We start from the raw sequence: 25139 nt of genomic DNA, 5'->3' as shown, positions 1-25139 counted from the left end.
CATGCAGACAGGTACCGACGTGCCCCCGCAACGGGAGATCATCGGGTGTACCGACGCCCTCGGGCGCCGTCGTGCGTTCGAGGTGTACCTCAACGAGAAGGGTCGCGTCTGCTTCCGCACCCCGCCCGGTGAGTCCGCGCAGCTCGACGCCTTCCAGCTGGACGAGCTGATCAGCCACCTCACCGAGCTCCGCCGCTACATGCAGTGACGCGGGCACCTGAGCCCGTCGCCTAGAATTTCGGCGATGACCAGCTCAGATCTGCGCCACCACGGTGACGTCGACGCCGCGCCAGGTCTCGCCGACTTCGCCGTCAACGTGCGGGTGCCGCACCCGCCCGATTGGCTGCGCGAACGGCTGGCCGCGGCGCTCGACGGACTCGGGCGTTACCCCTCGAAACCGGCTGAAGAACGCGCTCGTGAGGCCGTCGCACGCCGCCACGGGCGCTCACCGGACGAGGTTCTGCTGCTCAACGGTGCCGCGGAGGGCTTCGCGCTGCTGCCGAAGCTCGCGCCGCGCCGTGCCGCGATCGTCCACCCCGGGTTCACCGAGCCCGAGGTGGCTTTTCGCGATGCCGGAATTCCGGTCGAACACGTGCTGCTCGACGGCGACTTCCAGTTGCGCGACGTGCGGTCGGACGCCGACCTGACCGTCATCGGCAACCCCACGAACCCGACGTCGGTGCTGCACGAGGCCGTGAAGCTCAAGGCGTTGCCCGGCAGGCTGGTCGTCGACGAGGCGTTCATGGACGCCGTTCCCGGCGAGCCCGAGTCGCTCGCGCACGACCCCGGCGTGCTGGTCTTGCGCAGCCTCACCAAGACCTGGGGCCTCGCCGGCCTGCGCGCCGGCTACTTCCTCGGCGACCCTGAGACCCTCGCGCGGCTGGCGCACGGCCGTCCGCACTGGCCCGTGGGCAGCCTCACGCTGGAGGCGATCACGGCGTGCTGCGAGCCGGAGGCGCTCGAGCAGTCCGCGCGGTTCGCCCAGGAGGCAGAACGCCGCGCGGCCTACGCGTTGGAGCAGCTCCAAGACCTCGTCGTCGTTGCGCCGAAAGGGCCGTTCCTGCTGATCAGGGCGCCTAGGGGCACGCGGCAAGCGTTGCGGGACAAGGGGATCGCGGTACGCCGCTGCGACACGTTCCCCGGACTCGATGACACCTACCTGCGCGTGGCGATCCGGCCGCCGGAGGAGTTCGCCGTGCTCGTGGACGCGTTGCGGGTAGTGATGGAGGAACTGGCGTGAAGCTCGCCGACGTGATCGCGGTCCTGGAGTCCGCGTATCCGCCGAAGACCGCCGAGAAGTGGGACGCGGTCGGCCTGGTCTGCGGTGATCCGCAGGAGGAGGTCGGCAGGGTCCTGGTCTGCGTCGACCCGACGTCGTCCACTGTGGACGAGGCGGTCGAACGCGGCGCGCAGCTCGTGCTCGCGCACCACCCGTTGCTCCTCAAGGGCGTCAACGGGGTTCCGGCCGACGACCCCAAGGGTGCGTTGGTGCACAAGCTGATCCGGAACGGCGCCGCCTTGTATTGCGCGCACACCAACGCCGACTCGGCTCTGCCGGGCGTCTCGGACGCGCTCGCGAAGGCCATCGGGCTCACCGTCACCGGCCCGCTCGACCCCTCGGCGGACGTGCCGGGGACGGGCTCCGGCCGCATCGGCGAGCTCGCGGAACCCGAGCCGCTCAGCGCGTTCGCCCAGCGGGTGGCCGACGCGCTGCCCGCCACCGTGCAGGGCGTGCGGGCGGCGGGAGATCCGGAACGCCTGATCACACGGGTCGCGGTGTGCGGCGGGGCAGGCGACGGCTTCCTGGACGTGGTGAAGCGCGCCGGCGTCGACGCCTACGTCACGGCCGACCTCAGGCACCACCCGGCTTCGGAGCACATCGAGTCCGGCGGCCCCGCGTTGGTCGACGTCGCGCACTGGGCCAGCGAGTGGCCGTGGTGCGAGCAGGCGGCGGAGATCCTGCGGCAGGCCTTCGGCGGTAGGGTCGACGTACTCGTCTCCACTCGCCGGACCGATCCGTGGACCGTCGGTGCGACGAGCACAGCAGCAGGAGGACATGCGTGAAAGCCGATCCCGCAGTGCAGCGCAGGCTGCTCGACCTGGCCGAGGTCGACGCCGAACTGGCGCGTGTCACCCACCGTCGCCGCACGCTGCCCGTGATCGCGGAGATCAACGAGGTCGAGCAGCAGCTGCGGACCAAGCAGGACGCACTGGTGGCCGTGGAGACGACGCTCACCGACCTCGACCGCGACGTGAAGCGCCAGGAGACCGAGATCGAGCAGGTCCGTGCCCGCGGGGAGCGCGACCGCAAGCTGATGCAGTCAGGCTCGGTCGGCGCCAAGCAGCTCACCGAACTGGAACACGAACTGGCCACCATCCAGCGCCGCCAGGGCGTCCTCGAAGACGACCTGCTGGAACTGATGGAACGCCGCGAGGCCGTCGACGCCGACGCGTCCTTCGCGCGCGTGGAACTCGACAAGGCCCGCACCGCCCTGGAAGACGCGAGCCGCCGCCGTGACGAGGCCCTCGCCGACCTGGAGTCGACCGAGACCCGCCGCACCGCCGACCGTTCGGTGATGGCGAAGGGCTTCCCGGACGACCTGCTCAAGGCCTACGACCGCCAGCGCGAACAGCGCGGTATCGGCGCGGCCCTGATCCAGTCCCGCCGTTGCGGCGCGTGCCGGATCGAGCTGGACCGCAGCGCGGTGTCGAAGCTCAAGGAAGCCGCGGCCGACGAGGTCGTGCGTTGTGAGGAGTGCGGCGCGATCCTGGTCCGCACCACGGAATCGGGTCTGTAGCCCGCAAGATCCGGAACTGACGAGGGGACTGCCCGGCCGGGCGGTCCCCTTTTCTCGTCACTCGCCCCGCGTGCGACGCAGCCGCAGCGCCGAGACGAGGAAGAACACACCGCCGATGGCCGCGTAGCCGGCGAGGTTGCTCAGCGTCGCGTTCTCCGCGCTCGCCTGCAGGAAGAACGACGTGCCCGCGAGCGTGGAGATGGCACCGCTGATGATCATCGGCCACTGACCGCCGAGGCTCCGGCGAACGAGACCGGCCGCCAGCTGCGCCACGCCGGACACGACGGCCCAGACACCCCACACCCGCAGCACGTCCGGAATGCCGGACGTCACGGCGAACGCCAGACCGGCCGCCGCGAGCGTGCTGACGGCGATGTTGGCGTAGAGGGCCGCCGACGCCCGCCCGGCCCGTGCCGCGCGGCTGTCGACGACGATCGCGGCCACGTCGAAGAGCGGGTAGAGCACCAGCAACGTGCCGCTGACCGGCCCGATCTCGGTCCCGGTGAGGAACAGCAGCACCGCCCACACGATCGCGAAACCGAAACGGACCAGGTAGAGCGTGCGGAGGGCGGGGGCGAGAGTCGCGGATGGGGCTGCGTCGATGCTCACGAGGTGTCCTTGAGGTAGGGAGAACGTTCTTTCTACTTCGAGACTGTCAGCAGCCCGCCGACGCTGTCAAGACCGAACGTTCTCTCTGCTACCGTCGAAGGGGTGACCCGCACCGTCTCCGACGCCCGAAACCGCCTGCTGGGAACGGCCAGCGGCCTGTTCTACGCGGAAGGCCTGCACTCCGTCGGAGTCGACCGCATCCTCGCCGAGGCGAAGGTGACCCGCGCCACCATGTACCGCCACTTCGCGGGCAAGGAGGACCTCGTCCTCGCCTACCTGGCGGAGGCGGACAGGGCGACCCGCCAGAACGTGGAGGCGGGTGTGGCCGCGGCGACGAACGACGCGGACGCCGTGCGCGCCGTCGCGAGGGGAATCGCCGGGCACATCCAGATCGAGGGCTTCCGCGGCTGCGCGTTCCTCAACGCCGTGGCGGAGTACGCCGACCCCGCGCACCCCGTGCACATCGCGGTGCAGGCACACCGCAAGTGGTTCCTCGACACCGTCACGGGCCTTCTCGCCCGCGTCGGCGACACTCCCGCCGAACTCGACGGCCGGCACTTCGTCATGCTGCGCGACGGCGCGATGGCGGCCGGCTGCCTGGCGGATCCGGGCCCGATCGGCGACACGTTCCGCGAGGCGGTCGAGGGCATTCTCCGGGCCCGCACGGCACCTCAGGCCTGACGGGCGTCGGCCTCCAGCCAGGGAACGATCGCGGCGACGAACCCGTCGGGGCTGGTCATGGGCCGGCCGTTCATGGCGGCGACCAGGTGACCGACGCCGAACAGGGCGTCCCAGGTGCGAGCCCGGCGGTAGGTGACGCCGGAAACGGCGCGACGGACGTTGTCCCAGCCGTGCCAGGCCATCAGCGCGGCGTCGATGGCGGGGTCTCCCGGCATGGCCATGTCCCAGTCGAGGACGCCGAGCAGCTTCCCGTCCGCCGACCAGTGCACGTTGGACCCACCGAGATCGCCGTGCACCAAGGCATCGGGCACAGGGTCCAACGCCAGGGCGGCGTCCAGGCGCCGTTGTCCCTCCGCCCGCCACCGAACGGGCAGGCGAGGAAGGATCTCCTCGGCGATGACCGCCGACCACGACGGCCCCTGTGCCCGATCGTCCAGGGCCGCCAGCAGCGAACCGCCGAGCGGCACTGACCGAACGGCCTCCAGCACCTCGGCCACCTGCGCGGGATCTCCGGCGCCTTCGGGCAGGGCGACGCCGTCGATCCACGACACGGCGACCGCGGCCCGGTCGCCGAACGTGGTGACGGGAGTGAGCGGCTCCGGCACCTGGAACGGCAGCCCGGCGGACGCCAGTCGCCGCAACACCTCCACCCGGCGGGGCATCGACACGGCGCCCAGCGGCCGCCTGCTCACCCGCACGGCGGCGACGCCGGGGATCAGCAACACGTCGTGGACGTTGCCGTCGGCCGCGGTGAAGGCGTCGTCCAGCCTCACCTCAGGCAGCAGCGCGGAGGCGATCTCCAGCAGTTCCGGAGCGGCCTTGATCATGTCCGGAACCTACAGCGCGAGAGCCGGCTCGCTCGCCCTGGCCAGCCGCTGCGCCCGGTGCGCGAGGACGATCAGGACCGCGGGCACGAGCACGTCGTAGATCAGGATGCCGCCGGTGTTGCCCGGCGCGTGGTTGCCGGCCGCGAACCACTGGTGGACGTGCCCGATCGCCGCGCCCCACAGGAACATCCCGGCACCCAGGCCGACGAGCACGCGTTCCCTGGTGGTGGCCGACGCGGACGCGGCGCGGAAGGCCAGGACCGCGAGCGCGAGGTTGGCGAAGGCGATCTCGAACTCGAACGGGGTGCGGGCGAAGCCGATGGTGGCCGCCATCTCGTCCGGGACGACGAGGAACGCGATGACGAGCCACAGGCTGCCGCAGCCGAGCGCGGCGCCGGCCCACCACCGCTGCCAGGTCTCGAGCGTCGCCGCGAGGGACGGGCTGTGGCGCGTGCGCACGACCGCGCCGACCACCGCGATCAGCAGCCAGAGCAGGGGAAACGAGGTCTTGGCGAGATAGGAGAACGTGTCCATGACTCGAGTGTTGCATGGTTAATATTAACCGCGCAACATTCATGTATGATCGACACCGTGGACGACGGACTAGCGGACCTGCTGCACCGGGTCGTGTACCTGCTCGGAGAAGCCGCCCGGCAGCGGGAGGCCGACCAGGACGGGCTCACCTACAGCCAGCTGCGGTTGCTGGGCACGCTGGAGGAGATCCAGCCGGCGACGCAGCACCAGCTCGCGCAGGCGTTGTCGGTGTCCGACCCGGCGATCAGCAGGGCCCTGCGACCGCTGGAGGCAGCAGGCCACGTGGAGGTCCGCGTCGACCCCGAACACGCGCGCCGTCGCCTGGTCAGTCTCACCGAGGCCGGCGCCAAAGCGTTCCACGACAACGGGAAGCCGATGTACGACGAACTGCGCACCGCCCTGCTCGGCGCGGGCTTCCCCTACGAGCGGTATCTGAGCGACACCCTGCGTCTGGCCGAGATCCTGGAGGACCCGCCGAGGCGGCCCTGAGCGGTCCACAACGCGAAAGGGCGGATGCTCTTGGTGAGCATCCGCCCTTTCGGCGTTATCAGTGTCCGAGGGGGGACTTGAACCCCCACGCCCTTTCGGGCACTAGCACCTCAAGCTAGCGCGTCTGCCATTCCGCCACCCAGACTGATGTGAACAGAATACAGGGCGTCCGGAGGGGCCTGAACGCGGGGCTACGATCGGCCCGTGAAGGTGATCGTCGAGGCTGACGGCGGCTCGCGGGGCAACCCCGGTCCTGCTGGATACGGCGCGGTTGTGCGGGACAAGCTCACTGGCGAGACGCTGGCTGAACGCAAGGGGTTCATCGGTGTCGCCACCAACAACGTGGCCGAGTACCAGGGGCTCATCGCGGGGCTCAGGGCGGCCAGGGAGCTGAACGCCGAGACCGTGGACGTGCGGATGGACTCCAAGCTCGTCGTCGAGCAGATGTCCGGGCGCTGGAAGATCAAGCACCCCTCGATGCAGCCGCTCGCACGGGAGGCACAGGAGGTCGCGGACGCCTTCGGGAAGATCACGTACGAGTGGATTCCGCGCGAGCGCAACAAGCAGGCCGATCGGCTCGCGAACGAGGCCATGGACGCCGGGAACGAACCCCCGGCCAAGGCCGAAGGCGCCCAGCAGCCGCACTGGAGTGGCGCGATGGGGGAGCCGACGCGGGTGATCCTGCTGCGGCACGGGCAGACGCGGCTGTCGGTCGACCGGCGGTACTCGGGGCGGGGCGATCACCCGCTGACGGAGCTCGGGCTGGAGCAGGCGGAGAAGGCGGCGGCACGGCTGTCCAAAATGGACGGCATCGCGGCCGTCATCTCCTCGCCACTGCAGAGGGCGCAGCAGACGGCGGCCAAGCTCGCGGACCGGATCGGGCTGGAGGTCGTCACCCATCAGGGGCTCATCGAGACCGACTTCGGCACGTGGGAAGGGCTGACGTTCGCCGAGGCGAGTGCGCAGGACCCCGAGGTGCACCAGCGGTGGCTGGGCGACACGAGCGTGAAGCCGCCGAACGGGGAGAGCTTCGACGAGGTGCACGCGCGGGTGCGCAAGGCGCGCGCGGACATCATCGCGCGGTACGGCGGCAAGACGCTGGTGCTGGTCAGCCACGTCACGCCGATCAAGACCATGCTCCGTCAGGCGCTGGACGCCGGGCCGCAGTTCCTGTTCCGGATGCACCTCGACCTCACCGGCATCTCGATCGCCGAGTTCTACCCGGACGGGCCCGCGTCGGTGAAGCTCGTGAACGACACCTCGCACCTGGGGTGAGGTACTACAAGGCGCTCGCCGCGGCCTACTTCGTCCGCGAGCGGTAGAAGATCAGCTGACCTTGCGCAGCCGGGGCGTCAGCGCCGCGGTGAACCGGTCGGTCGCCGCCTCCAGAGCGGCGGCCGCTCCGGGCGTGCTCACGTTCTGGTCCAGCACGAACTCGCCGCGCACCACCTGGTCCGCGCCCTTGGCCGCGAGCAACGGGTGCAGCGCGTAGTCCATCGCCACCAGGAACCCCTGGCTGCCGCCCGTCGCCAAAGGCAGCACGGCACGCCCGCGCAACGCCTTCTTCGGCAGCAGGTCGAGCAACGCCTTCACCAGCCCGCTGTACGCCGCGCGGTACACGGGCGAGGCCACCACCACGCCGTCCGCGGACAGCACGCTGCTCACGGCGTCGGCGATCTCCGGATCGCGCAGGTCCTCGGTGAGCAGCGACAACGTCGGCAACGACCGCACGTCGAGCAACGACACGCGGTGCCCGGCGGCCCGCAGCTGCTCCTCCACGAACGACACGACGACACCGGTCGGCGCGGAGTGGGACGGCGCACCGGAGATGATCAGCAGATCGGACATGACAAGGCACTCCCTGAGGTCGCGGGCACGAAGAACGCACTCAGCGGAGGCAACACAGGCTTGCTGCCACGCGGCCGTAGTCGACGTGGCGACGTCGTGTCATGCCCGAAGTCAACCAACGTCCGCACCGGTGGACAACCACTCCCAGCGGCTGGGATATCCTCACCAGCGCGGATGAGTCGGCAGGGCGGCCGCGGCACGCGAGTGTCGAGGAAAGTCCGGACTCCACAGGGCAGGGTGGTTGTTAACGGCAACCAGGGGTGACCCTCGGGACAGTGCCACAGAGAACAGACCGCCTCGGCGAAAGCCGCGGTAAGGGTGAAACGGTGGTGTAAGAGACCACCAGCGCCCCAGGTGACTGGGGCGGCTAGGTAAACCCCACCCGGAGCAAGGCCAAGAGGGCACCGGATCGCAAGTGATGGTGCTGCGCGAGCGTTCGAGGGCTGCCCGCCCGATGCTCGCGGGTAGGCTGCTAGAGCCTGTCGGCAACGGCAGGCCCAGATGGATGGCCGCCGACTGGGACCTCGGTCCCACGAACAGGATCCGGCTTACATGCCGGCTCATCCGCCTGTATGCATGAAGTCATGCTCTCGCATCTGGAATGCGCCCGTTGCGGCCGCGAACACGACGCCAACGCCGTCCAGAACCTCTGCCACGAGTGCGCGTCGCCGTTGCTGGCGCGCTACGACCTGACCAAGGTCGGCAGGCCCACGAACGACAACTCGCTGTGGCGCTATCGCGACGTCCTCCCAGTCCGCGACCCCGACCCGGCGTTCAGCCTCGGCGAGGGCATGACCCCGCTCGTCCCGCTGCCCGCGTTGAGCCGGGCACTGGACGCGAACGTCCTCATGAAGGACGAGTCGCTCATCCCGACCGGCTCGTTCAAGGCCCGTGGCGCGGCCGTCGGCGTCGCCAGGGCCAAGGAGCTCGGCATCGAGGGCATCAAGATGCCGACCAACGGCAACGCGGGTGCCGCCTGGGCCCTGTACGCGGCGCGCGCGGGCATCCGCAGCGTCATCGCGATGCCCGAGGACGCCCCGCTGATCACCCGCGAGGAGGTCGAGGCGAGCGGCGCCGAGCTGCGGATCGTGCCGGGCACCATCGCCGACGCCGCCAAGGCCATCGCGGACGTCGACCTGTTCGACGCCTCCACGCTCCGCGAGCCCTACCGCATCGAGGGCAAGAAGACGATGGGCTACGAGATCGCCGAGCAACTCGGCTGGCGCGTCCCCGACGTGATCATCTACCCGACCGGTGGCGGGGTCGGCCTGATCGGGATTCACAAGGCACTGCACGAGATGCGCGAGCTCGGCTGGATCGACGGGAAGCTGCCGCGCCTGGTCGCCGTGCAGTCCACCGGATGCGCGCCGATCGTGAAGGCGTTCGACGAGGGCAGGGCCGAATCGACCTTCTGGGACGCCGCCTACACCGACGCGTTCGGCATCAACGTGCCGAAACCGTTGGGGGACTTCATCATCCTTCAAGCCATCAGGGAAACCAATGGCACCGCCGTGGCGGTGACCGACGAGCAGATCGCCGCCGACCGCGCCGAGACCGCCCGCCTCGAAGGCGTCTTCCTGTGCCCGGAAGGGGCCGCGACGATCAGCGCGGTCCGGGCACTGCGCGCGGACGGCTGGCTCAGCGCGGAGGACGAAGTGGTCGTGCTGAACACCGGTGCGGGCATCAAGTACCCAAGTGTCCGCCTCTAAGTCCCCTGTTGCCCCAAGGGTGTTACAGAATTTCGGCCGTTCGAGTGGTGCGTCCGCAGTAAATGTCCACTCTCGGTATCACGGTGAACAACGCCAGATCCTCCTGTCAGACGGTCGGCCCCTGCAGCCGGCCGTCCCCAAGGGAGGGAACAGACATGCAACGCAAGCTGACGGTGGTGCTGGCCCTGTCCAGTCTCGTCACCGCGGGAGTGGTCGGCGTCGCGACCGCCGACGCCACGGAATTGCCCGTCTACGGGGTGAAGAGCTCCGGTCTCGACCAGGAACAGGCGCAGAAGCTGCAACGGGCGTTCGGCCTCAAAGACGTCCAGAGATCCGAGGCCGGCGCGGTGTCCTTCGCGGACGAGCAGCGCTACCAGTACTTACCGACTGTCGACAAAGGACAGGGCAGGCCCGACGAGGACGGCAACGCCACCACGCAGACCGCGCTCGACACCGAGGCGATCAAGCGCATCAAGACCATCCCCGCGGAGGACGCGGCCAAACGCGCGCAGGAAGGCCTGAGAGCAGCGGGTGTGCTGCCGGCCAACGCGACGCCCAGCGCGCAGTACACGACGTTCGAACTGTCGGACACCAACGGGCGCAACGCACTCACGGCCAACCTCGACACGAGCGTCTCGTACACGTTCCAGCTCGACGGCCTTCCGCTGGAGGGCGAGGGCGCGAACATCCGCGTCTCGTTCGACGCGCAGGGCGTGACGGCGGTCAACCACGCCGCCCGCACCTACGACAAGGCCGGCACCGTCAAGGTGAACGACCTCGAGTACGGCGCCAAGCTGTGCCAGAAGTACCTGGGCGCCTCGGTGAAGCCCGAGGTGAGCTACGTCTACGTGGCCCCGCCGCTGGAGGACAAGGTCGACAAGGTCGAGCCGTCGTTCCGCTGCGCCGGTCGCAACGACGACGGCGGCGCACCCCAGGCCATCACCCTGCCCGCCGCGGTCGGCGCCGAGCTGCCGCAGCCGGGACCGGGCCAGGAGCCGCGGCCCGAGCAGCAGTTCAAGAGCCAGGCGGTCGGCACCCAGGTCGGCAGCGAGGGCACCGGCAACTGCTCCGGCCTGCCCAACACCGTCGCCAACATCGGCACCTTCAACACCGAGGCGAGCAACCACGGCATCGCCCGCGACTTCAGTTGGCTCAACGCCAACGCGTGGGAGAGCGACTTCAAGGACCCGGCGTTCGCCGGCGGTGACGACACCAACTGGGCCGACGACGTCGACCTCACCTACTGGCAGGGCCACGGCTCCGGCACCGGCTTCTACTTCACCGGCTGCTCCAACCACACCGACAACAAGCTCGCGAACACCGACGCGCGCTGGGGTCAGAACGACGTCGAGTGGATGAGCCTCTTCACCTGCCAGATCCTGGAGGACAACACCGGCGGCCAGACCTGGGCGCAGCGCTGGGGCCAGGCGTTCCGCGGCCTGCACCAGATCAACAGCTTCACGACCGTCAGCTACAACTCCGCCAACCACGGCGGCAAGTTCGGTCACTACATGTGGCGCTCGCCGTTCCTGTGGTGGAACAACCCGATGAAGGTCCGCGACGCGTGGGCGCAGGCCAGCATCGACACCCAGCCGGCGTCCGTCCGCTGGGCGACCATGGGCCCCGTCACCTCGTCGGGTGGACTCGGCAACTTCAACGACTACTTCTGGGGCAAGGGCACGGGCGTCGGCCCCGACTACGCCTCGACCGGCCTGTTCTGGCGGATCTCCGGCGCCTCCTAGGAGCCGAACGCTTGAAGTCGTGCCACACCAACTGAAGCAGGCGAAACAGCGCACCGCCGCGAGCCCGAGAAGGGGTCGCGGCGGTGCGCTGTTTCCGACTTGGTCCGGCATCGGGATTGCGCTCTCTGCCCGGTAGGCTGGTCCACGCCTGGATCTTCAGGGGAGTCTGTGATTCCGTCCACACTTCCGTCCGGCACGAGGTCAGGTTCGAGCATGGGTGAATCTCCTCGGAGTCGCCGCTCCGGATTGCGTCCGCTGTGTCGGTCACGGAGCTCGCGAACCGGCCGATCAGCGCCGTCACATGGATGTACACGTACGCGTGTTTAAGGCTACGCACCGTCGGTGACCAGGGTGTTCGCAGTCGGGTGAACCTGCCCGGCGACGGAGAGAATCTCGATCCGGGTGTTCCCCGCTGACGGCTCCTCGGTGATGATGTGTCGGCCAGATTAGACGTAATTCCCCGCAGGGGGAACGGCCAGATGATCTACACCCCGCAGCAACAACCCAACACGTCGTGACGAACTCGTGTTCTACTCGTAGAGCAAGTCCGATCACGCACAACTTGGAGCTTCAAATGGTTGCGGTGGAAGGAGCAACGCGCTCAGGGGCCGCCTGAGACACCGCGCCCGGAGAACTCCAAACATGGGTCGGCGGCCCTCTGATCGTGAGTCGGAGGACCGCCGCACGACAACAGCCCTCATCGACGGCCTGTCAGACAAGGAGTCGCCATGACCACAGTACGTCCTTGCGCACTAGGCGTAAGGATGAACTTCCAGTCGAATTGGTCACCCTACGTGCCCCTGGGCCGAGCCTCGCTTGGCGTGGAAGCCGGAAACCATGGGTAAGCGGAAGTTCGCGATCAAGTCGACGTTCTGGAGCTTCCTGAGCTCGGTCTTCGCCAAGGGGAAACGGTTCAGGCGGTTCCTGTTGACGCTTCTGTTCGCGATGACGTTCGTACTGTTGTTGATCTTCCTCCTGCGAGTCAACGCGCAAGAGATCGTCAACGCGGTCCAGGCGTACGTCCTCGCATTGAGCAATCGCGCGCAGCTCTAGGTCAGCCGCTTCATCGCGCACGGAGGTGCGACCGCTGCCCCAGGTCGTACCTCCGTGCCTCGCGGTCACCGGGCTTCACCGGTTCGCCGGCCGCCCCGACGGCATCCGCAGCACGGGCCGGAACGGTTCCCCCGAGTTGTAGAGCTCCTCCAACTCGGTCACGTAGGCGAGCACCGCGGGATTCACGATGTCGGCGAGCGAGCGCACCCCCGCCTGGGGCTCGTACGAGGCGAGGTAGGTGGCCGCCGCACGCGCGCGCTCCAGCACCGACCTGTCGAAGTTGATCGTCCTTTGGACCCGGCGCCGGGATTGCGTGCTCTGCCCGGTAGGCTCGTCCACGCCTGGAGCATTAGGGGAGGCTGTGATTCCGTCCACACTTCCGTCCGGCACGAGGTCAGGTTCGAGCATGGGCGAATCTCCTCGGAGTCGTCGCTCCGGATTGCGCCCGCTGTGTCCGTCACAGGGGTCGCGAACCGGCCGATCAGGGCGTTCACATGGATGTACACGTGCGTGTGTTTAGGACGCACGCACTGTGGGTGACCAGGGCGTTCGCAGTCGGGTGAACCTTGCCAGCGACGGAGAGAATCTCGATCCGGGTGTTCCCCACTGACGTCTCCTCAGTGATGATGTGTCGGCCAGATTAGACGTAATTCCTCCCAGGGGGAACGGCCAGATGATCTACACCCCGCAGCAACAGCCCCACACGTCGTGACGAACTCGTGTTCTACTCGTAGCGCAAGCCCCAGCGCACTCTGGAGTAAGAAATGACCGCCATGGACCTGGTGACACTCGCTCAGCAGCAGCCGACGGTGCCGGGCACAGGCAATGTCCGGAACTGGATCCTGGACAACATCGTCCCGCTGCTCCTGCTGACCGTCGCGCTGCTCCTGCTCTGGCTCGGAGGTGGCAAAGGTGACAACGCGGGTGTCATGCGCCGCCTCGGTGGCGTGATCGTCGCACTGGCCATCATCGGCCTCGCCGTCACGACCGACGCTGGCGCGAACATCGGCCAGTGGCTCGCCGGTTTGTTCGTCGGAGGCTGACACGTGCGGGTTCGCACCGACGACGAGGTCTACCGGGTCGACGCCGTCTGGCTCGGCCCGCCCAAAGCGACTTTCCCCTGGCGCGCGCGATACGTCGCGTGGGGCGTCGGGATCGTCGTTTTCCTCGTCGTACTCACGATCGAACGGCAGATGGGCGTCGGGTTCGGGTTCTTCTCGACCGCGTGGGCCCTCGTCGCGACGATCATCCTCACCCGTTTCATCACCCAGCGGATCAGCCATGAACGGCCCCTCACGGCCGTCATGTCGATGTGGGTCCGCGAGCTGACGGCACCTCGAGAGCGCACGGCAAGCACCGGCGGAGCGGCCAGTGCCGCCCGGATCCGGGTCAGTCCGCAGCGGCCTCGTCCCAAGTTGAGCAAGAAACAACAACGACGGGCGAGACAGCAGGCCCAGCCCCGCCGGACGTCAGACAGCCGTAAGAAGGAGGTTCGCGGTGTTCGGACGCCGGCGAGACCGTGACCGTCGCTCCGCCCAGCACATCGCCCAGCACGCCGCGGCCGACCCCCGCGCGCGTGACCAAGCAGCGTATTCGAAGCGTGGACGCCGCCTGCCCGGCGAGCAGTCCGTGCCGAGCTACACCCCGTCGATCGCGGCCCGCAGCATCGACGGTCACCTGTTGCGCACCGGCCAGGAGGTTTACGCCTGGTACCGGCTCGCGCCGCAGCGCTGGTCGTTCCGCAGCGACTCGCAGCGCCAGGACCTGATCGCCGCCATCGCCGGGCAGTACGCCGAGCTGCAGGGGCGCTGGATGCACCTGCGCGTCACCACGCGGCCGTACCCCATCCGCATGTGGGCGGAGGCGCACGTGCACAACGCCGTCAAGCGCCTGCCGGACACCCCCGGCACGCTGTCGTTCGACGACTACATGGTCGGCGAGCAGCAGCAGCTCATGGGCCGCTCGATGGCGGAGAAAGAGGTCTACCTGGGCGTTCAGGTGCAGACCCGCAACATGATGGACCGCGCGGTCGAACGCGCGGCCCCGGTGCTGCGCAAGGTCTTCCCGGACGCCGTCGACGCCGAACTGGTGGCGCTCGACTCCGAGGTGGAGCACCTGGACCAGGTCATCGGGTCCGCTGGTCTCGAAGGCCGTCCCGCGACGGCCGAGGAGATGTCCTGGCTGATGCACCGGTCGTGCTCGCTGGGCCTGCCCGCGCCGCGCAACCTGCCCGCCGTGCCCGGTGCCGCGTGGGAACCGGAGGACCTGGCGTCCTTCACCGACGCCGCGGACTTCCACCAGGAGCCGTACTCACCGACGGTGACCGTGCGCGGCCGCACCGGCTCGAACGCGGGTATCAAGCGGCACGTCTGCGTGCTCACGGTCGGGTTGATGCACGGCCTGCAGATCCCCGAGGTCGACGACCCGTGGGTGCAGCGCGCCGACCGGCTGCCCGCCTCCGTCGAGTGGTCCGCCCGCATCTACGTGCGCAAGCCCGAAGAGGTGTCGGGCGAGCTGTCGCGGCAGATGAGCAAGGTCCGCTCGCAGGTCCGGCACTACACCGACGAGCACGAGCTCGAACCGCCGCAGTCGCTGGCCCGCCAGGCCGGCCGCGTGCTGGAGATCGACGACGAGATGACGTCGGGCTTCACCGCGCTCGGCACCCGGGTGCGCTCGTGGTGGCGCCTGGCGGTGTCCGGCCCGACCGAGCGCGAGGCACTGCGGCTCGCGCAGTCGTTGCTCGAGCTCTACAAGCCGAAGGTCTCGATCGACCACCCCGAGGCCCAGTACGCGATCGCCCGCGAGTTCATTCCGGGCGAGCCGCTGTCCAACGGCGCCTACCTGCGCCGCGGCAGCGTGTTGTGGGCCGCGTCCGCCGTCCCGACCGCGACGGCCGAGGTCGGTGACCGCCGCGGCATCCTGCTCGGCGAGACCGTCACGGCCACCCGCCGCCCGGTCGCGTGGGACCCGTGGATGGCGCAGGAACTCCGTGACGCCTCCGGTCTGACTGCGATGGTCGCGGGCCTGGGTGCCGGTAAGTCGTTCCTCGGCGGCGGCATGGTCTACAAGACCCTGCGGGCCGGCGCGCACTGGACGTTGCTCGACCCGTCCGGGCCGCTGTCCGCGCTGTGCGAACTGCCGGAGCTGCGGCCCTACGCACGGCCGATCAACCTGCTCAACGCCCAGCCGGGCATCCTGAACCCGTACCGGGTGGTGGCCGAGCCGATGCTCGACCACTTCCTCGACGAGGAGGACCCGGAACGGGCCTGGCGCCGGGAGAAGGCCCTCGCGGCCGCCACCCGCCGTCGTCTCGTGCTGGACGTGCTCACCGGTCTGCTGCCCTACGAGGTCGCCCGCCTGCCCCAGACGCGCATCACGCTGCTGCGCGCGGTTCGCACGGTCGGTGGCCGCTTCGACGCCCACCCCGGTCTCGTCTTCGAGGCGCTGCGCCGGGACGCGTCCGAGCACCACGAGCACGCCGTCGTCGTCGCGGACTTCCTCGACGAGATGCGCGAGCGCATGTCGTTGCTGATCCCCGAGGAGAACCACGACCCGTACAACGAGGTGCGCGACGACCGCCTCACCGTCCTCACGATGGCGGGCCTGAACCTGCCGAAGGACGGCGTCGGCCGCGAGCACTGGACGGACGCGGAGTCGCTCGGCGTCGAGATGCTGAACCTCGCCGCCTGGCTCACCCAGCGCTCGATCTACGAGAAGCCGAAGGACCAGCGCAAGGGCGTCTGGATCGACGAGGCGTTCTTCCTCTCGGAGGTCCCGACCGGCCGCGTGCTGATGAACCGCTTCGCGCGTGACTCGCGAAAGTGGAACGTCCGCGTGCTGCTGTCGTCGCAGATCCCCGCCGACTTCCTGAAGATCCAGGGCTTCGTCACGCTGCTCGACTCGGTCTTCGTCGGCCGGCTCGACGACGACTCGGCGCAGGCGGACGCGCTGCGGCTGCTCAAGGTGCCGATCGGCGCCGGGTACGAGCAGGTCATCGCGTCGCTCGGCCGCCGCCCCGGTGGCGAGCGCAACGCGACCGAACGCGACCGCGCGCCACGCCAGTTCATCTTCGGCGACGGTGCCGGTGGCGTGGAGCGGATCCGCATCGACTTCAGCGGCCCGCACCTGGAGCACCTGCGCAACGCCCTCGACACGACCCCCGACGCCAAGCGCGACAACGGCAAGGGCGAGATCGTGCCGGTGGACGACTCCGACGCGGCCCCGCAGCCGCCCGCCTACGTGCCCGACGAGATCGACGACGAACTGGCGGCGGACATGGAACTAGGACTGACGGAGGAAGAGGCCCAGCTGGTGGCCCACGGTGACGGCACCAACCGCCACCGGGACGGCGGCGCATGACGGCGCTGACGATCGTGCTCGCGATCGCCGCCTTGCTCTGGGCAAGGCGGCGCTTCGCGCTGCGCGCGTCAGCACGCACCAGGTCGGTCGGCCTCGTCGCGGCCATCCTGGCGTTGCAGGTGGTCATGGGTGCCCCGATGGCGCACGCCCAATCCTGTGGCGAGGCACCGAATCCGGAACGGCCCGGCGCGGGCATGGTCGGCGCGCTCGACCCGCCCGTCGGCAACGGCCTGCCCGGCTCGCCGTACCTCGAGTACGGCTACGCGGGCATGGTCTGGCACAACTACAACGCCAAGTGCAACGTCCTGCCCGACGCCAACGCCACGCTCGACACGTGGGCGGGCAACGAGCTGTTCAGCATCGGCAAGAACATCGTCGGTGCCACGAACGCGTTGCACTACACCGTGATGGGCCGCGGTCTGCTGGTCCCGCTGGACGACGCCGTGAAGAACGGCGTGCAGAAGGTCTACGACAACGTCTACCTGCGCTGGTTCGGCCTGGTGGCGTTGCTCCTCGCGATCCTGATGTTCCGGCAGATCTGGACCGGCGACTTCGCCGCGATCTCCAAACGCGGGCTCTGGGCGCTGGCGGCCATGTGGCTGGCGACGTCCACCCTGGCCCTGCCGCAGTTCTACAACCTCCTCGACAACACGCTGGTCTCCAAGACGTCGGAGATCCAGGCGGGGTTCATCGAGGCGCCTGAAGAACAAGGCACGCTCCACGTCCTGCCGACGAAACTGCACGACGCCGTCGTCTACCAGAGCTGGCTGCGCGGCGCGTTCGGCACGCCGGAGGCACCGCAGGCCGCCGAGTTCGGCCCGCGCGTTCTCAAGGCGCAGGCGTGGACCACCGCCGAGATCGCCGAGGGCAAGGACGGCGACCAGGCAGCCCTGGACGCCAAGAAGGCCGAGTGGAAGGCCCTGGAAGCCCAGCTCGGCACCTCCAAGGGCTACTTCGACGGCACCGACGGCAGCCGCACCGGCGCGGGTTTCCTGGCGCTGCTGCAGTCCGTCGCGTTCTCGCTTTTCCAGCTGTTCGCGAAGGCCGCCGTACTGCTGGCCCAGCTGCTGCTGCGCATCCTGACGCTCGCCGGGCCGCTCATCGGCCTGGTCGCGTTGCTGCACCACGACCTGCTGCGCAAGGTCGCCCGCGCGGCCGCCGTGACGGTGTTCAACGTGCTGGTGCTCGCGGTCCTCGCGGGTGTCCACGCGTTGCTGCTGCAGGCGATCTTCAACGCGACCGGGCTGTCGCTGCTGACGCGCACGTTGCTCGGCCTGATGCTGACACTCGTGTGCTTCGTGATCGGCAAACCGTTGCGCCGCATGTGGCAGATGGTCGAGATGTCGGTCGGTTCGGCCAGCAACGTCCTGCCGATGAGCGGTGGCGTCTGGTCGAAGATGATGGGCCGCAAGAAGCAGACCGGCCCGACGCCGCAGGACGAGTTCTGGGAGTCCGTGCGGGACAGCGACGCCGAGGGCGACGCGGCACCGCAGCGCGGACGCGGCCGGGTGCGCCCGGAGGCCTCGAGCCCGGTCATGGCGACGGCGCAGCGGCTCGACCGCGACTCGCAGCCGGGTCAGATCATCAGCGGCCCCAACGGTTCCGGCGTGCGAGCAGGGGCACTGCCCTCAGGATCGGGTCCGGCGGCGCTGCCGGTCGCCCGGTCGCGCGTGGTGGACAGCCCCACGGTCACCGACCGGCAGTGGGACCGGGTCGACGACGCGGTGCTCGTGCCGTCGCGGTCCGGCGGCGGCTACTCCGCGCCGGCGCAGGAACCTCGAAGGGCGGAGACAGAAGTCGTGGCGGGACGTCCGGTGCACGTGATCTACCGGCCGTCGCGCGGCTTCGAAGTCCGAGACAACAGCTGAGGGGAGCGTAGATGCCGATCCGTACCAACCGCGGCCGGGCCGCGGTCTATCGCAGGCTGTGGGGCTGGCCGCTGCGTTCCCCGCGGCACCTGGCCGCCTCGATCATCATCTTCGTGGTGCTGGTCGTCGGGCTCGGCGTGGTGATCCCCAGGGTGCTCGACCGCAAGGCCGCGGACCCGTCCGCCGCCGGCCAGACCTCGACGTCCTCGTCGGGAACCCAGGTCGGCCAGCTGCCGGGCAGCAGCGGCGCCTCGCTGCCGACCAAGCAGCCGCCGCCGACCAACGCCGCGTCGGCCGCTCCTCCCGCGGCGGACGCGCAGTTGATCGCCGAGCTGTGGGCGGAGAACTGGATCAAGCCGCCGCCGGACAACGACGTCACCAAGTGGCTCGCGCAACTTCGTCCGTACACGACGGAGGAGTTCCTCGCGCAGATGGCGACGATCGACCCGAAGAACGTGCCGGACAAGATCACCCAGAAGGTCGCGGCCAAGCGGTCGACCGTGTCGTCGGCGGACTTCGAGGTGGGAACGGACACCGGCAAGGTCGTCATCACGTTGATCAAGCTCTCGCCCAGCAACGAGTGGCGGGTCAACGGCTACACGAAGGCGAGTTGACCCATGCGCGTGATGCTGCTGATCGGCGCGCTCGCCGCGATCGTCGTGGTCGCGGTGGCGACGTCGGGCGTGTCGCAGGTGGTCAGCAACTCCACGAACCCCGCGGCCGGCGGGAACATCCTGAAGATGAGCTGCAACGCCGCCATCGGGCCGTGGGACGCGGGTGGTGGTGCGGCCAAGGGGCAGGCCGACGCGGCGCGCCTCAACGACGAGCAGCGCAACATCGTCGCGCGGATCATCTCCATCGGCCAGGAGCGCAAGCTGCCGCCGCTCGCGTGGCAGGTCGCGATCCAGGCCGGCATGACCGAGTCCGGCCTGCGCCCGTTGAACTACGGCGACCGCGACTCGCTCGGCATCTTCCAGATGCGTCCGTCGATGGGCTGGGGCACCCCCGCCCAGGTGACCGACCCGACGTACGCGATCAACAAGTTCTACGACGTGCTGCTGAAGGTGCCGGACTGGGAGAACAAGCGGCCCGGTGACTCGGCGCAGGCGGTGGAGCGCTCGGCGTTTCCCGACCGGTACCACAACTGGGAGTCGATGGGCGCGTTCCTGCTCAGCGAGCTGGGCGCGATCACCGACCCGGCCGGCTGCGGCTCGGGCGCGGGGGAGTTCCTGCTGGCCTCGAACGCGGCGGGCATCGCGATCCAGTTCACCAAGGAACAGCTGGGCGAGCCGTACCTGTGGGGCGGCAACGGCCCGGACGCGTGGGACTGCTCCGGCATCCTGGTGAAGGCCTTCGGCGCGGCCGGTGTGAGCATCCCGCGCGTCGCGAACGACCAGTACGAGAAGGGCGGCGCCCACCTTCCGGTGCGCGAAGCCCAAGCCGGTGACTTGATCTTCTGGGCGTACAACACCGCAGACCCGCGCTCGGTGCACCACGTCGGCATGTACCTCGGCAACGACGAGTACATCCATGCCCCCCAGACGGGTGACGTCGTGAAGATCAGCAAGATCAACTGGAATTATCAAGAGTTGATGCCGCTGGCCGTCCGGCCGGGCGTGTAGATCGCGGGGAGGCGCTGCATGTTCAACCACGACCCCATCCCGAGGCCTTCCGGACCACCCGCGTCGAGCACACCAGTGCGTGACTACGTGGCGGCCGGTGCTCCGGGAGTCTCTGCCGACTACGTGGTGATCCCGCGTGCGCTGGCCGAGGCGATGCCGTTGCCGTGGCAGCAGCACCTGGTGCACCTGCTGGCGGACTTCCACCGGACGTACGGCCACCTGAAGTGGCCGGTCTACCGCGTGGTGCCGTCGCGCTACGAGAAGCTCGCCGATCTCGACGAGGAACAGCTGGCCGAGGTCGGGGCGATCATGGAGATCGACTCCGACGGATCGCTCGTCTACCGGGACCGTTCCGGACGTAAGATCGAGAACGCCGAGGACCGCACGGTGCTGGTCTCGTGTTTGGACCCGATCCCGGCGGAGTACGCCAACGCCAACCAGTCGACGCCGCCGCGGGGATTCCCGGCGCCTTTGGGAGGCGAACGCAGATGAGTGACAGCAGTGGGTGGTACTTCTGCCTGACCCACCAGACCGTGGAGCAGGGCAAGGGCTGCAAGGGCCCTGACCGCATGGGTCCCTACCCGGACGAGGCCACCGCGGCCCGCGCCCTGGAGATCGCCAGGGAACGGACCAAGGCGGCCGACGAGTCCGACAAGAAGTGGCGCGGCGACGACGAGGACTGAGCCGGCGGTACCTAGTCTGTGCGGGTGGCTTCTCAGGTGATCCGCACGGGCCGTGCGGACGTGTCCTTCGACGGCATCCGCACTGAGTTCGGTCTGCCGTCTGCTTTTGACGCGGCCGTGCTCGCCGAGGCTGAGGAGGCGATCTCCCGTTCCCCGGGAGATCGCCCCGACCTCACCTCACTGCCTCTCGTGACGATCGATCCGCCCGGTGCGAAAGACCTGGACCAGGCGCTGTGCGTGACGAAGTCCGCTGACGGGTTCGTCGTGCACTACGCGATCGCCGACCTGGGGTTGTTCGTGACGCCCGGCGGTGCTTTGGACGCCGAGGTCCGGCGTCGCGGCCAGACCATCTACCTGCCTGATGGCAACGTGCCGCTGCACCCGACCGTGCTGTCCGAGGGTGCCGCCTCTCTCTTGCCGGGCGTGGTCCGGCCCGCGGTTCTGTGGACGTTCACCTGCGGCGCGGACGGGATTCCTGCCGCCGTCGAGGTGCGCCGGGCCCTGGTCCGGTCGACGGCCCAGTTCGACTACGCGACGGTCCAGGAGTCGTTCGACGCCGGCACGCCGCACCCGTCCGTCGCGGCGCTGGCCGAGTTCGGGCCGCTGCGCCGCGAGTTCGCCCGCAGGCGCGGTGCGATCGAGCTGCAGCTGCCCGAGCAGGAGATCGAGCCGGACGGCGACGGCTGGAAGCTGGTCGCGCGTCCACGGGTCGCGGTCGACTCGTGGAACGCCGAGATCTCGCTGATGACCGGCATGGCCGCGGCGTCGATCATGCTGCAGGCCCAGGTCGGGATCCTCCGCACGTTGCCAGACCCGGACGCCGGCGCCGTCGCCACACTGCGGAAGTCCGCGGCGGCGTTGCGGGTGAAGTGGCCCGCCGACGTCTCGCCGGGTGCGTTCCTGGCCGGACTCGACCCTGCCACTCCCGAGGCGTTGGCGCTGTTCACCGACGCCACCCGGCTGCTGCGCGGCGCGGGCTACTCGGCGTTCAACGGCTCCGTGCCCGAGGTCGTCACGCACGCGGGGGTCGCGGCGCCGTACACGCACGTCACCGCACCTCTTCGTCGTCTGGTCGACCGGTTCGCCACGGAGGTCTGCCTGGCCGTCACTGCCGGGGAGGAGCTGCCGGAGTGGCTGGCCGAGGCGCTGCCGCTGCTGCCGTCGCTGATGGGGTCGTCCGACTCGCTGTCCTCGAAGGTGGACCGCGCGGCCACGGACCAGGTCGAGGCCTGGGTGCTGGCAGCGCGGGTCGGCCAGGAGTTCGACGCGGTGGTGCTGCGGTCGGGCGACAACGAGGCCGACGTGTTCGTGTCCGATCCGCCGGTGCTGGCCAAGTGCACTGGCAAGCGTTTGCCGGAAGGCGAACGGATCCGTGTGCGGCTGGCGGAAGCGGACCCGGTGAAGCGCAAGGTCCGTTTCGAACGCCGGGTGTGACCCAGGCCAACCCCGCCTCGTGTGAAGATGCAGGGGTGACTGACATTCGTGACCTCACCGTCGGCGTCCTGGGCGGCACCGGAGCCCAGGGCAAGGGCCTCGCCATCCGCTGGGCCAAGGCGGGCCTCAAGGTGATCATCGGTTCCCGCAGCGCCGACCGGGCAGAGCTGGCGGCCAAGGAGATCGTCGAGATCGCCGGCGGCGACGTCCGGGGCGCGGACAACTCCGACACCGCGGCCGACTCCGACATCGTGCTGGTCGCGGTGCCGTGGGACGGTCACGGTGACCTGCTGGGGTCCCTGCGCGACCAGTTGGCCGGGAAGATCGTCATCGACTGCGTGAACCCGCTCGGCTTCGACAAGCAGGGCCCGTTCGCCCTGCCGGTCACCGAGGGCAGCGCGGCCCAGCAGGCCGAGCTCCTGCTGCCGGAGTCCAAGGTCACCGCCGCGTTCCACCACGTGTCCGCCGTGCTGCTGGCCGACCTCGCGGTGTCCGAAGTGGACATGGACGTGCTCGTGCTGGGCGACGACCGCGAGGCCACCGACACCGTGCGGGAACTGGCCGAGCTGGTGCCGGGCTTCCGCGGCGTCTACGGCGGCCGGCTGCGCAACGCCCACCAGGTCGAGGCGTTCACCGCGAACCTCATCGCGATCAACCGCCGGTACAAGACCCACGCCGGCCTGAAGATCACGGGAGTCTGATGCTTCCCGTCGACGACCTCGGTGAGCCGGTCCCGCTCGACCAGCCACGACGCGTGGTCAGTCTGGTGCCGTCGATCACCGAGGCCGTCGCCGTCAGCGTGCCCGGAGCCCTCGTCGGGGCCACGGACTACTGCACCCATCCGTCCGATTTGGACGTTGCGCGGGTCGGTGGTTCGAAGTACCCGGACGTCGACAAGGTGCTCGCCCTGAGCCCGGACCTCGTGATCGCCAACTCCGAGGAGAACCGCGCCGAGGACGTGGACCGGTTGCGCGCCAACGGCATCAACGTGTGGGTGACCGAGGCGCCGAAGACGGTCCCGATGGCGCTGGCGTCGCTCAGGAGGCTCTTCGGTCTCGGCTGGGACCTCGAACCCGAGTGGCTCACGAAGGCGGAAGACCTCTGGCGTGAGACGGCACCGGCGAAGCTCACCGCGCTGATCCCGGTCTGGCGCCGCCCGTGGGTGGTCGTCGGCCGCGATACTTTCGCCACCGATGTGTTGCGCCGCTTGGGAATCGAGAACGTCTACGCCTCCGACGAGGAGCGCTACCCGCGTCCGAGCCTCGAGCAGCTCAACGACAAGCGCCCCGACCTGGTGATCCTGCCGGACGAGCCGTACGTGTTCACGCACGAGGACGGCCCGGAGAGCTTCCCGGGGCTGCCGTACGTGTTGGTCAACGGCAGACATCTGACCTGGTACGGGCCTTCGCTCGTAGAAGCAAAACTCAGCCTCACGAAGGCCCTCGACTACGGCCAGGGTTGACAACCACGGGTGGATTCGCGGAACCCGCTGCGCTGCCAGGATTCTCGCCCATGGGGAAACTAGCCGCGATCATCGCGACAGCCGCCGCCACCGTCACGCTCATGGCCGTCCCGGCCAGCGCCGAACCCGTTGTCGTCTACCAGCTCGCCGGCAGCACCCGCTGCCTCGCCGACACCGGCGGCAACGTCGTTCTGAGGCCGTGCAACGAACTGGCCGACGAGCAGCGCTGGATCGTCCCGATAAGCGGTGGCGTCGACTGGCCGAACAACATCGCGACCGACAAGTGCCTGGGCGCCACCGCGGCCGGTGACGTGCTCGGCCAGGCCTGCACGACGAGCGCCAACCAGCGTTGGCGCCGCAGCACGTCGGGTACCTCTTTCCAGTTCCGCAACGTCGGCACCAACAAGTGCCTCAACGCGCAGGTGGCGGTCGAGACCTGCACGACGTCCAGCGCGAAGTGGATCGGCCTCCGCTAGTCCCGGAACCGATCCGTGGCCTCCAGCAGCGCGGACAGGATGCCGGGCTCGTCGTACGCGTGCCCGGCATCCGGCACCAGCACCAGTTCCGACTCCGGCCAGGCCTGGTGCAGGTCCCACGCCGAGACCGCGGGCGTCGCGATGTCGTAGCGGCCCTGCACGATTACGCCGGGGATGTCCTTGAGCCGCACGGCGTCCCGGATCAGCTGCCCCTCCTCGAACCACCCGCGGTTCACGAAGTAGTGGTTCTCGATCCGGGCGAACGCCAGCGCGTACTCCGGCACGGCGAACTCCGCCACCAGTTCCGGCCGCGGCAGCAACGTCACCGTCGCGCCCTCCCACGTGCTCCACGCGACCGCCGCCGGCCCGTGCACCTCGGGATCGTCCGAGGCCAGCAGCTTCGCGTACAGCTCGACGGGATCGCCCGACAGACCGGCGAGCGGTGCCATGAACTTCTCCCACAGGTCCGGGAAGAGGTTGGCCGCCCCGCCGCGGTAGTACCAGTCCACTTCGGACGAACGCAGCGTGAAGATCCCGCGCAGCACCAGCTCCGACACGCGCGACGGGTGCTTCTCGGCGTACGCCAGCGCCAGCGTCGAGCCCCAGGAGCCGCCGAAGACCTGCCACCGGTCGATCCCCAGCGACGTCCGCAGCAGTTCCATGTCGGCCACGAGGTGCCAGGTCGTGTTCAGCGACAGGTCACCGGACATCGACGCGTGCGGCAGCGAACGCCCGCAACCGCGCTGGTCGAACAGGACGATCCGGTAGGCGGACGGGTCGAACAACCTGCGATGCGACGGCGAGCAGCCGCCACCGGGACCGCCGTGCAGGAAGACCACGGGCTTGCCGTCGGGGTTGCCGCACTCCTCCCAGAACACGAGGTTGCCGTCACCGGTGTCCAGGTGGCCTGACGCGTGGGGCTCGATCTCCGGGTACATGGGCCTA

Annotated in this window: 28 protein-coding genes, 1 tRNA gene and 1 other RNA gene; 23 read left to right on the top strand and 7 right to left on the bottom strand. The window is 69.3% G+C overall.

Features of this window, described 5'->3' with window-relative positions; all coding sequences use genetic code 11:
* Position 1: 1 nt before the first annotated feature.
* The 4 genes from ACH413_RS21935 to ACH413_RS21920 are packed head-to-tail and all read left to right on the top strand — an operon-like array spanning position 2 to position 2798.
* Positions 2-208, top strand: a complete 207-nt coding sequence (locus ACH413_RS21935; protein WP_030472678.1) for a hypothetical protein — start codon at positions 2-4, stop codon at positions 206-208.
* Between the two features lie 36 nt (positions 209-244).
* Positions 245-1240, top strand: coding sequence for an Rv2231c family pyridoxal phosphate-dependent protein CobC (gene cobC, locus ACH413_RS21930; RefSeq protein ID WP_360037396.1), 996 nt, complete (start codon positions 245-247; stop codon positions 1238-1240).
* Positions 1237-2064, top strand: coding sequence for a Nif3-like dinuclear metal center hexameric protein (locus ACH413_RS21925; RefSeq protein ID WP_360037393.1), 828 nt, complete (start codon positions 1237-1239; stop codon positions 2062-2064). The genes cobC and ACH413_RS21925 overlap by 4 nt, the downstream gene beginning before the upstream one ends.
* Positions 2061-2798 carry a C4-type zinc ribbon domain-containing protein gene (locus tag ACH413_RS21920; protein ID WP_360037390.1) on the top strand — a complete coding sequence of 246 codons (738 nt, stop codon included), beginning with the start codon at positions 2061-2063 and terminating at the stop codon, positions 2796-2798. Before ACH413_RS21925 ends, ACH413_RS21920 begins: the two co-directional genes overlap by 4 nt.
* Before the next feature lie 57 nt (positions 2799-2855).
* Here the strand turns inward: ACH413_RS21920 and ACH413_RS21915 are convergent, their stop codons facing one another.
* Positions 2856-3407 carry a hypothetical protein gene (locus tag ACH413_RS21915; RefSeq protein WP_360037387.1) on the bottom strand — a complete coding sequence of 184 codons (552 nt, stop codon included), beginning with the start codon at positions 3405-3407 and terminating at the stop codon, positions 2856-2858.
* A 102-nt stretch (positions 3408-3509) separates the two neighbouring features.
* Here ACH413_RS21915 and ACH413_RS21910 point away from each other — a divergent pair, with 102 nt between their 5' ends.
* Entirely contained in the window at positions 3510-4088 is a 579-nt protein-coding gene (locus tag ACH413_RS21910) for a TetR/AcrR family transcriptional regulator (RefSeq protein WP_360037384.1), read from the top strand.
* Here the strand turns inward: ACH413_RS21910 and ACH413_RS21905 are convergent.
* Together ACH413_RS21905 and ACH413_RS21900 are read right to left on the bottom strand one after the other, a co-directional pair.
* Positions 4079-4915 carry an aminoglycoside phosphotransferase family protein gene (locus ACH413_RS21905; RefSeq protein WP_360037381.1) on the bottom strand — a complete coding sequence of 279 codons (837 nt, stop codon included), beginning with the start codon at positions 4913-4915 and terminating at the stop codon, positions 4079-4081. The genes ACH413_RS21910 and ACH413_RS21905 overlap by 10 nt on opposite strands.
* A 9-nt stretch (positions 4916-4924) precedes the next feature.
* Complete coding sequence (locus ACH413_RS21900) at positions 4925-5449, bottom strand: DUF6790 family protein (RefSeq protein ID WP_360037378.1); 525 nt, start codon at positions 5447-5449, stop codon at positions 4925-4927.
* A 45-nt stretch (positions 5450-5494) separates the two neighbouring features.
* Between ACH413_RS21900 and ACH413_RS21895 the strand changes: the two genes are divergently transcribed.
* The gene (locus ACH413_RS21895; protein ID WP_360037375.1) at positions 5495-5938 is read left to right on the top strand and encodes a MarR family transcriptional regulator; all 444 of its coding nucleotides are present in this window, start codon (positions 5495-5497) and stop codon (positions 5936-5938) included.
* Between the two features lie 62 nt (positions 5939-6000).
* Here the strand turns inward: ACH413_RS21895 and ACH413_RS21890 are convergent.
* Positions 6001-6083 (bottom strand) — tRNA-Leu (locus ACH413_RS21890).
* Between the two features lie 65 nt (positions 6084-6148).
* On the opposite strand from ACH413_RS21890, the gene ACH413_RS21885 reads away from it, so the two are divergent.
* The gene (locus tag ACH413_RS21885) at positions 6149-7213 is read left to right on the top strand and encodes a bifunctional RNase H/acid phosphatase (protein WP_360038180.1); all 1065 of its coding nucleotides are present in this window, start codon (positions 6149-6151) and stop codon (positions 7211-7213) included.
* Positions 7214-7264: 51 nt separating this feature from the next.
* On the opposite strand, the gene ACH413_RS21880 is transcribed toward ACH413_RS21885, so the two are convergent.
* A complete protein-coding gene (locus ACH413_RS21880; protein WP_360037372.1) occupies positions 7265-7786 on the bottom strand; it encodes an NAD(P)H-dependent oxidoreductase in 522 nt (173 codons plus the stop codon).
* 175 nt (positions 7787-7961) lie between these two features.
* Between ACH413_RS21880 and rnpB the strand changes: the two genes are divergently transcribed.
* The 4 genes from rnpB (at position 7962) to ACH413_RS21860 (ending at position 12290) form a co-directional block, all read left to right on the top strand.
* Positions 7962-8353: RNase P RNA component class A (rnpB, locus tag ACH413_RS21875), an RNA gene on the top strand.
* Between the two features lie 17 nt (positions 8354-8370).
* A complete protein-coding gene (locus tag ACH413_RS21870) occupies positions 8371-9495 on the top strand; it encodes a threonine synthase (protein ID WP_360037369.1) in 1125 nt (374 codons plus the stop codon).
* A 155-nt stretch (positions 9496-9650) separates the two neighbouring features.
* Positions 9651-11237: a DUF6345 domain-containing protein gene (locus tag ACH413_RS21865; protein ID WP_360037366.1), complete on the top strand. Its 1587-nt coding sequence runs from the start codon at positions 9651-9653 to the stop codon at positions 11235-11237.
* A gap of 837 nt (positions 11238-12074) precedes the next feature.
* Positions 12075-12290 carry a hypothetical protein gene (locus ACH413_RS21860; protein WP_360037363.1) on the top strand — a complete coding sequence of 72 codons (216 nt, stop codon included), beginning with the start codon at positions 12075-12077 and terminating at the stop codon, positions 12288-12290.
* A gap of 75 nt (positions 12291-12365) precedes the next feature.
* On the opposite strand, the gene ACH413_RS21855 is transcribed toward ACH413_RS21860, so the two are convergent.
* Positions 12366-12629, bottom strand: a complete 264-nt coding sequence (locus ACH413_RS21855) for a hypothetical protein (protein ID WP_245822284.1) — start codon at positions 12627-12629, stop codon at positions 12366-12368.
* Between the two features lie 425 nt (positions 12630-13054).
* Between ACH413_RS21855 and ACH413_RS21850 the strand changes: the two genes are divergently transcribed.
* Genes ACH413_RS21850 through ACH413_RS21795 form a run of 12 tightly spaced genes read left to right on the top strand, consistent with a single transcriptional unit; the run spans position 13055 to position 24194 of the window.
* A complete protein-coding gene (locus ACH413_RS21850) occupies positions 13055-13333 on the top strand; it encodes a hypothetical protein (protein ID WP_176960163.1) in 279 nt (92 codons plus the stop codon).
* Between the two features lie 3 nt (positions 13334-13336).
* Positions 13337-13813 carry a hypothetical protein gene (locus ACH413_RS21845; protein WP_319980082.1) on the top strand — a complete coding sequence of 159 codons (477 nt, stop codon included), beginning with the start codon at positions 13337-13339 and terminating at the stop codon, positions 13811-13813.
* A gap of 19 nt (positions 13814-13832) precedes the next feature.
* Positions 13833-16649: an ATP-binding protein gene (locus ACH413_RS21840; protein ID WP_360038177.1), complete on the top strand. Its 2817-nt coding sequence runs from the start codon at positions 13833-13835 to the stop codon at positions 16647-16649.
* On the top strand, positions 16646-18517 hold the full coding sequence (locus ACH413_RS21835; RefSeq protein ID WP_360037359.1) for a hypothetical protein: 1872 nt from the start codon (positions 16646-16648) through the stop codon (positions 18515-18517). Before ACH413_RS21840 ends, ACH413_RS21835 begins: the two co-directional genes overlap by 4 nt.
* Before the next feature lie 11 nt (positions 18518-18528).
* The gene (locus ACH413_RS21830) at positions 18529-19131 is read left to right on the top strand and encodes a hypothetical protein (protein WP_360037357.1); all 603 of its coding nucleotides are present in this window, start codon (positions 18529-18531) and stop codon (positions 19129-19131) included.
* Between the two features lie 3 nt (positions 19132-19134).
* Complete coding sequence (locus ACH413_RS21825) at positions 19135-20139, top strand: C40 family peptidase (RefSeq protein ID WP_360037354.1); 1005 nt, start codon at positions 19135-19137, stop codon at positions 20137-20139.
* 18 nt (positions 20140-20157) lie between these two features.
* On the top strand, positions 20158-20631 hold the full coding sequence (locus ACH413_RS21820) for a hypothetical protein (protein ID WP_360037351.1): 474 nt from the start codon (positions 20158-20160) through the stop codon (positions 20629-20631).
* Positions 20628-20822, top strand: a complete 195-nt coding sequence (locus ACH413_RS21815) for a hypothetical protein (protein WP_030481005.1) — start codon at positions 20628-20630, stop codon at positions 20820-20822. Before ACH413_RS21820 ends, ACH413_RS21815 begins: the two co-directional genes overlap by 4 nt.
* Positions 20823-20858: 36 nt before the next feature.
* Positions 20859-22256, top strand: a complete 1398-nt coding sequence (locus tag ACH413_RS21810; protein WP_396425146.1) for an RNB domain-containing ribonuclease — start codon at positions 20859-20861, stop codon at positions 22254-22256.
* A 35-nt stretch (positions 22257-22291) separates the two neighbouring features.
* Positions 22292-22957 carry an NADPH-dependent F420 reductase gene (gene npdG / locus ACH413_RS21805; protein WP_360037345.1) on the top strand — a complete coding sequence of 222 codons (666 nt, stop codon included), beginning with the start codon at positions 22292-22294 and terminating at the stop codon, positions 22955-22957.
* Positions 22957-23718 carry a helical backbone metal receptor gene (locus ACH413_RS21800; protein ID WP_360037342.1) on the top strand — a complete coding sequence of 254 codons (762 nt, stop codon included), beginning with the start codon at positions 22957-22959 and terminating at the stop codon, positions 23716-23718. The genes npdG and ACH413_RS21800 overlap by 1 nt, the downstream gene beginning before the upstream one ends.
* Before the next feature lie 50 nt (positions 23719-23768).
* Positions 23769-24194, top strand: a complete 426-nt coding sequence (locus ACH413_RS21795) for a ricin-type beta-trefoil lectin domain protein (RefSeq protein WP_360037339.1) — start codon at positions 23769-23771, stop codon at positions 24192-24194.
* Here ACH413_RS21795 and pip read toward each other — a convergent pair.
* A complete protein-coding gene (pip, locus tag ACH413_RS21790; protein WP_360037336.1) occupies positions 24191-25132 on the bottom strand; it encodes a prolyl aminopeptidase in 942 nt (313 codons plus the stop codon). The two genes, ACH413_RS21795 and pip, sit on opposite strands and share 4 nt — an antisense overlap.
* Positions 25133-25139 lie beyond the last annotated feature (7 nt).

This window comes from Lentzea sp. NPDC020367, assembly GCF_044387305.1.
GTDB lineage: Bacteria > Actinomycetota > Actinomycetes > Mycobacteriales > Pseudonocardiaceae > Lentzea.
This window is presented reverse-complemented; position numbering and strand designations above follow the sequence as displayed.

Coding starts and splice junctions, on each gene's coding strand:
- ACH413_RS21835 (WP_360037359.1), top strand. CDS start 16,646: ATGACGGCGCTGACGATCGTGCTCGCGATCGCCGCCTTGCTCTGGGCA.
- ACH413_RS21800 (WP_360037342.1), top strand. CDS start 22,957: ATGCTTCCCGTCGACGACCTCGGTGAGCCGGTCCCGCTCGACCAGCCA.
- ACH413_RS21830 (WP_360037357.1), top strand. CDS start 18,529: ATGCCGATCCGTACCAACCGCGGCCGGGCCGCGGTCTATCGCAGGCTG.
- ACH413_RS21815 (WP_030481005.1), top strand. CDS start 20,628: ATGAGTGACAGCAGTGGGTGGTACTTCTGCCTGACCCACCAGACCGTG.
- ACH413_RS21820 (WP_360037351.1), top strand. CDS start 20,158: ATGTTCAACCACGACCCCATCCCGAGGCCTTCCGGACCACCCGCGTCG.
- ACH413_RS21870 (WP_360037369.1), top strand. CDS start 8,371: ATGCTCTCGCATCTGGAATGCGCCCGTTGCGGCCGCGAACACGACGCC.
- cobC (WP_360037396.1), top strand. CDS start 245: ATGACCAGCTCAGATCTGCGCCACCACGGTGACGTCGACGCCGCGCCA.
- pip (WP_360037336.1), bottom strand. CDS start 25,132: ATGTACCCGGAGATCGAGCCCCACGCGTCAGGCCACCTGGACACCGGT.
- ACH413_RS21865 (WP_360037366.1), top strand. CDS start 9,651: ATGCAACGCAAGCTGACGGTGGTGCTGGCCCTGTCCAGTCTCGTCACC.
- ACH413_RS21825 (WP_360037354.1), top strand. CDS start 19,135: ATGCGCGTGATGCTGCTGATCGGCGCGCTCGCCGCGATCGTCGTGGTC.
- ACH413_RS21880 (WP_360037372.1), bottom strand. CDS start 7,786: ATGTCCGATCTGCTGATCATCTCCGGTGCGCCGTCCCACTCCGCGCCG.
- ACH413_RS21850 (WP_176960163.1), top strand. CDS start 13,055: ATGACCGCCATGGACCTGGTGACACTCGCTCAGCAGCAGCCGACGGTG.
- ACH413_RS21795 (WP_360037339.1), top strand. CDS start 23,769: ATGGGGAAACTAGCCGCGATCATCGCGACAGCCGCCGCCACCGTCACG.
- ACH413_RS21935 (WP_030472678.1), top strand. CDS start 2: ATGCAGACAGGTACCGACGTGCCCCCGCAACGGGAGATCATCGGGTGT.
- ACH413_RS21900 (WP_360037378.1), bottom strand. CDS start 5,449: ATGGACACGTTCTCCTATCTCGCCAAGACCTCGTTTCCCCTGCTCTGG.
- ACH413_RS21860 (WP_360037363.1), top strand. CDS start 12,075: ATGGGTAAGCGGAAGTTCGCGATCAAGTCGACGTTCTGGAGCTTCCTG.
- ACH413_RS21895 (WP_360037375.1), top strand. CDS start 5,495: ATGATCGACACCGTGGACGACGGACTAGCGGACCTGCTGCACCGGGTC.
- ACH413_RS21905 (WP_360037381.1), bottom strand. CDS start 4,915: ATGATCAAGGCCGCTCCGGAACTGCTGGAGATCGCCTCCGCGCTGCTG.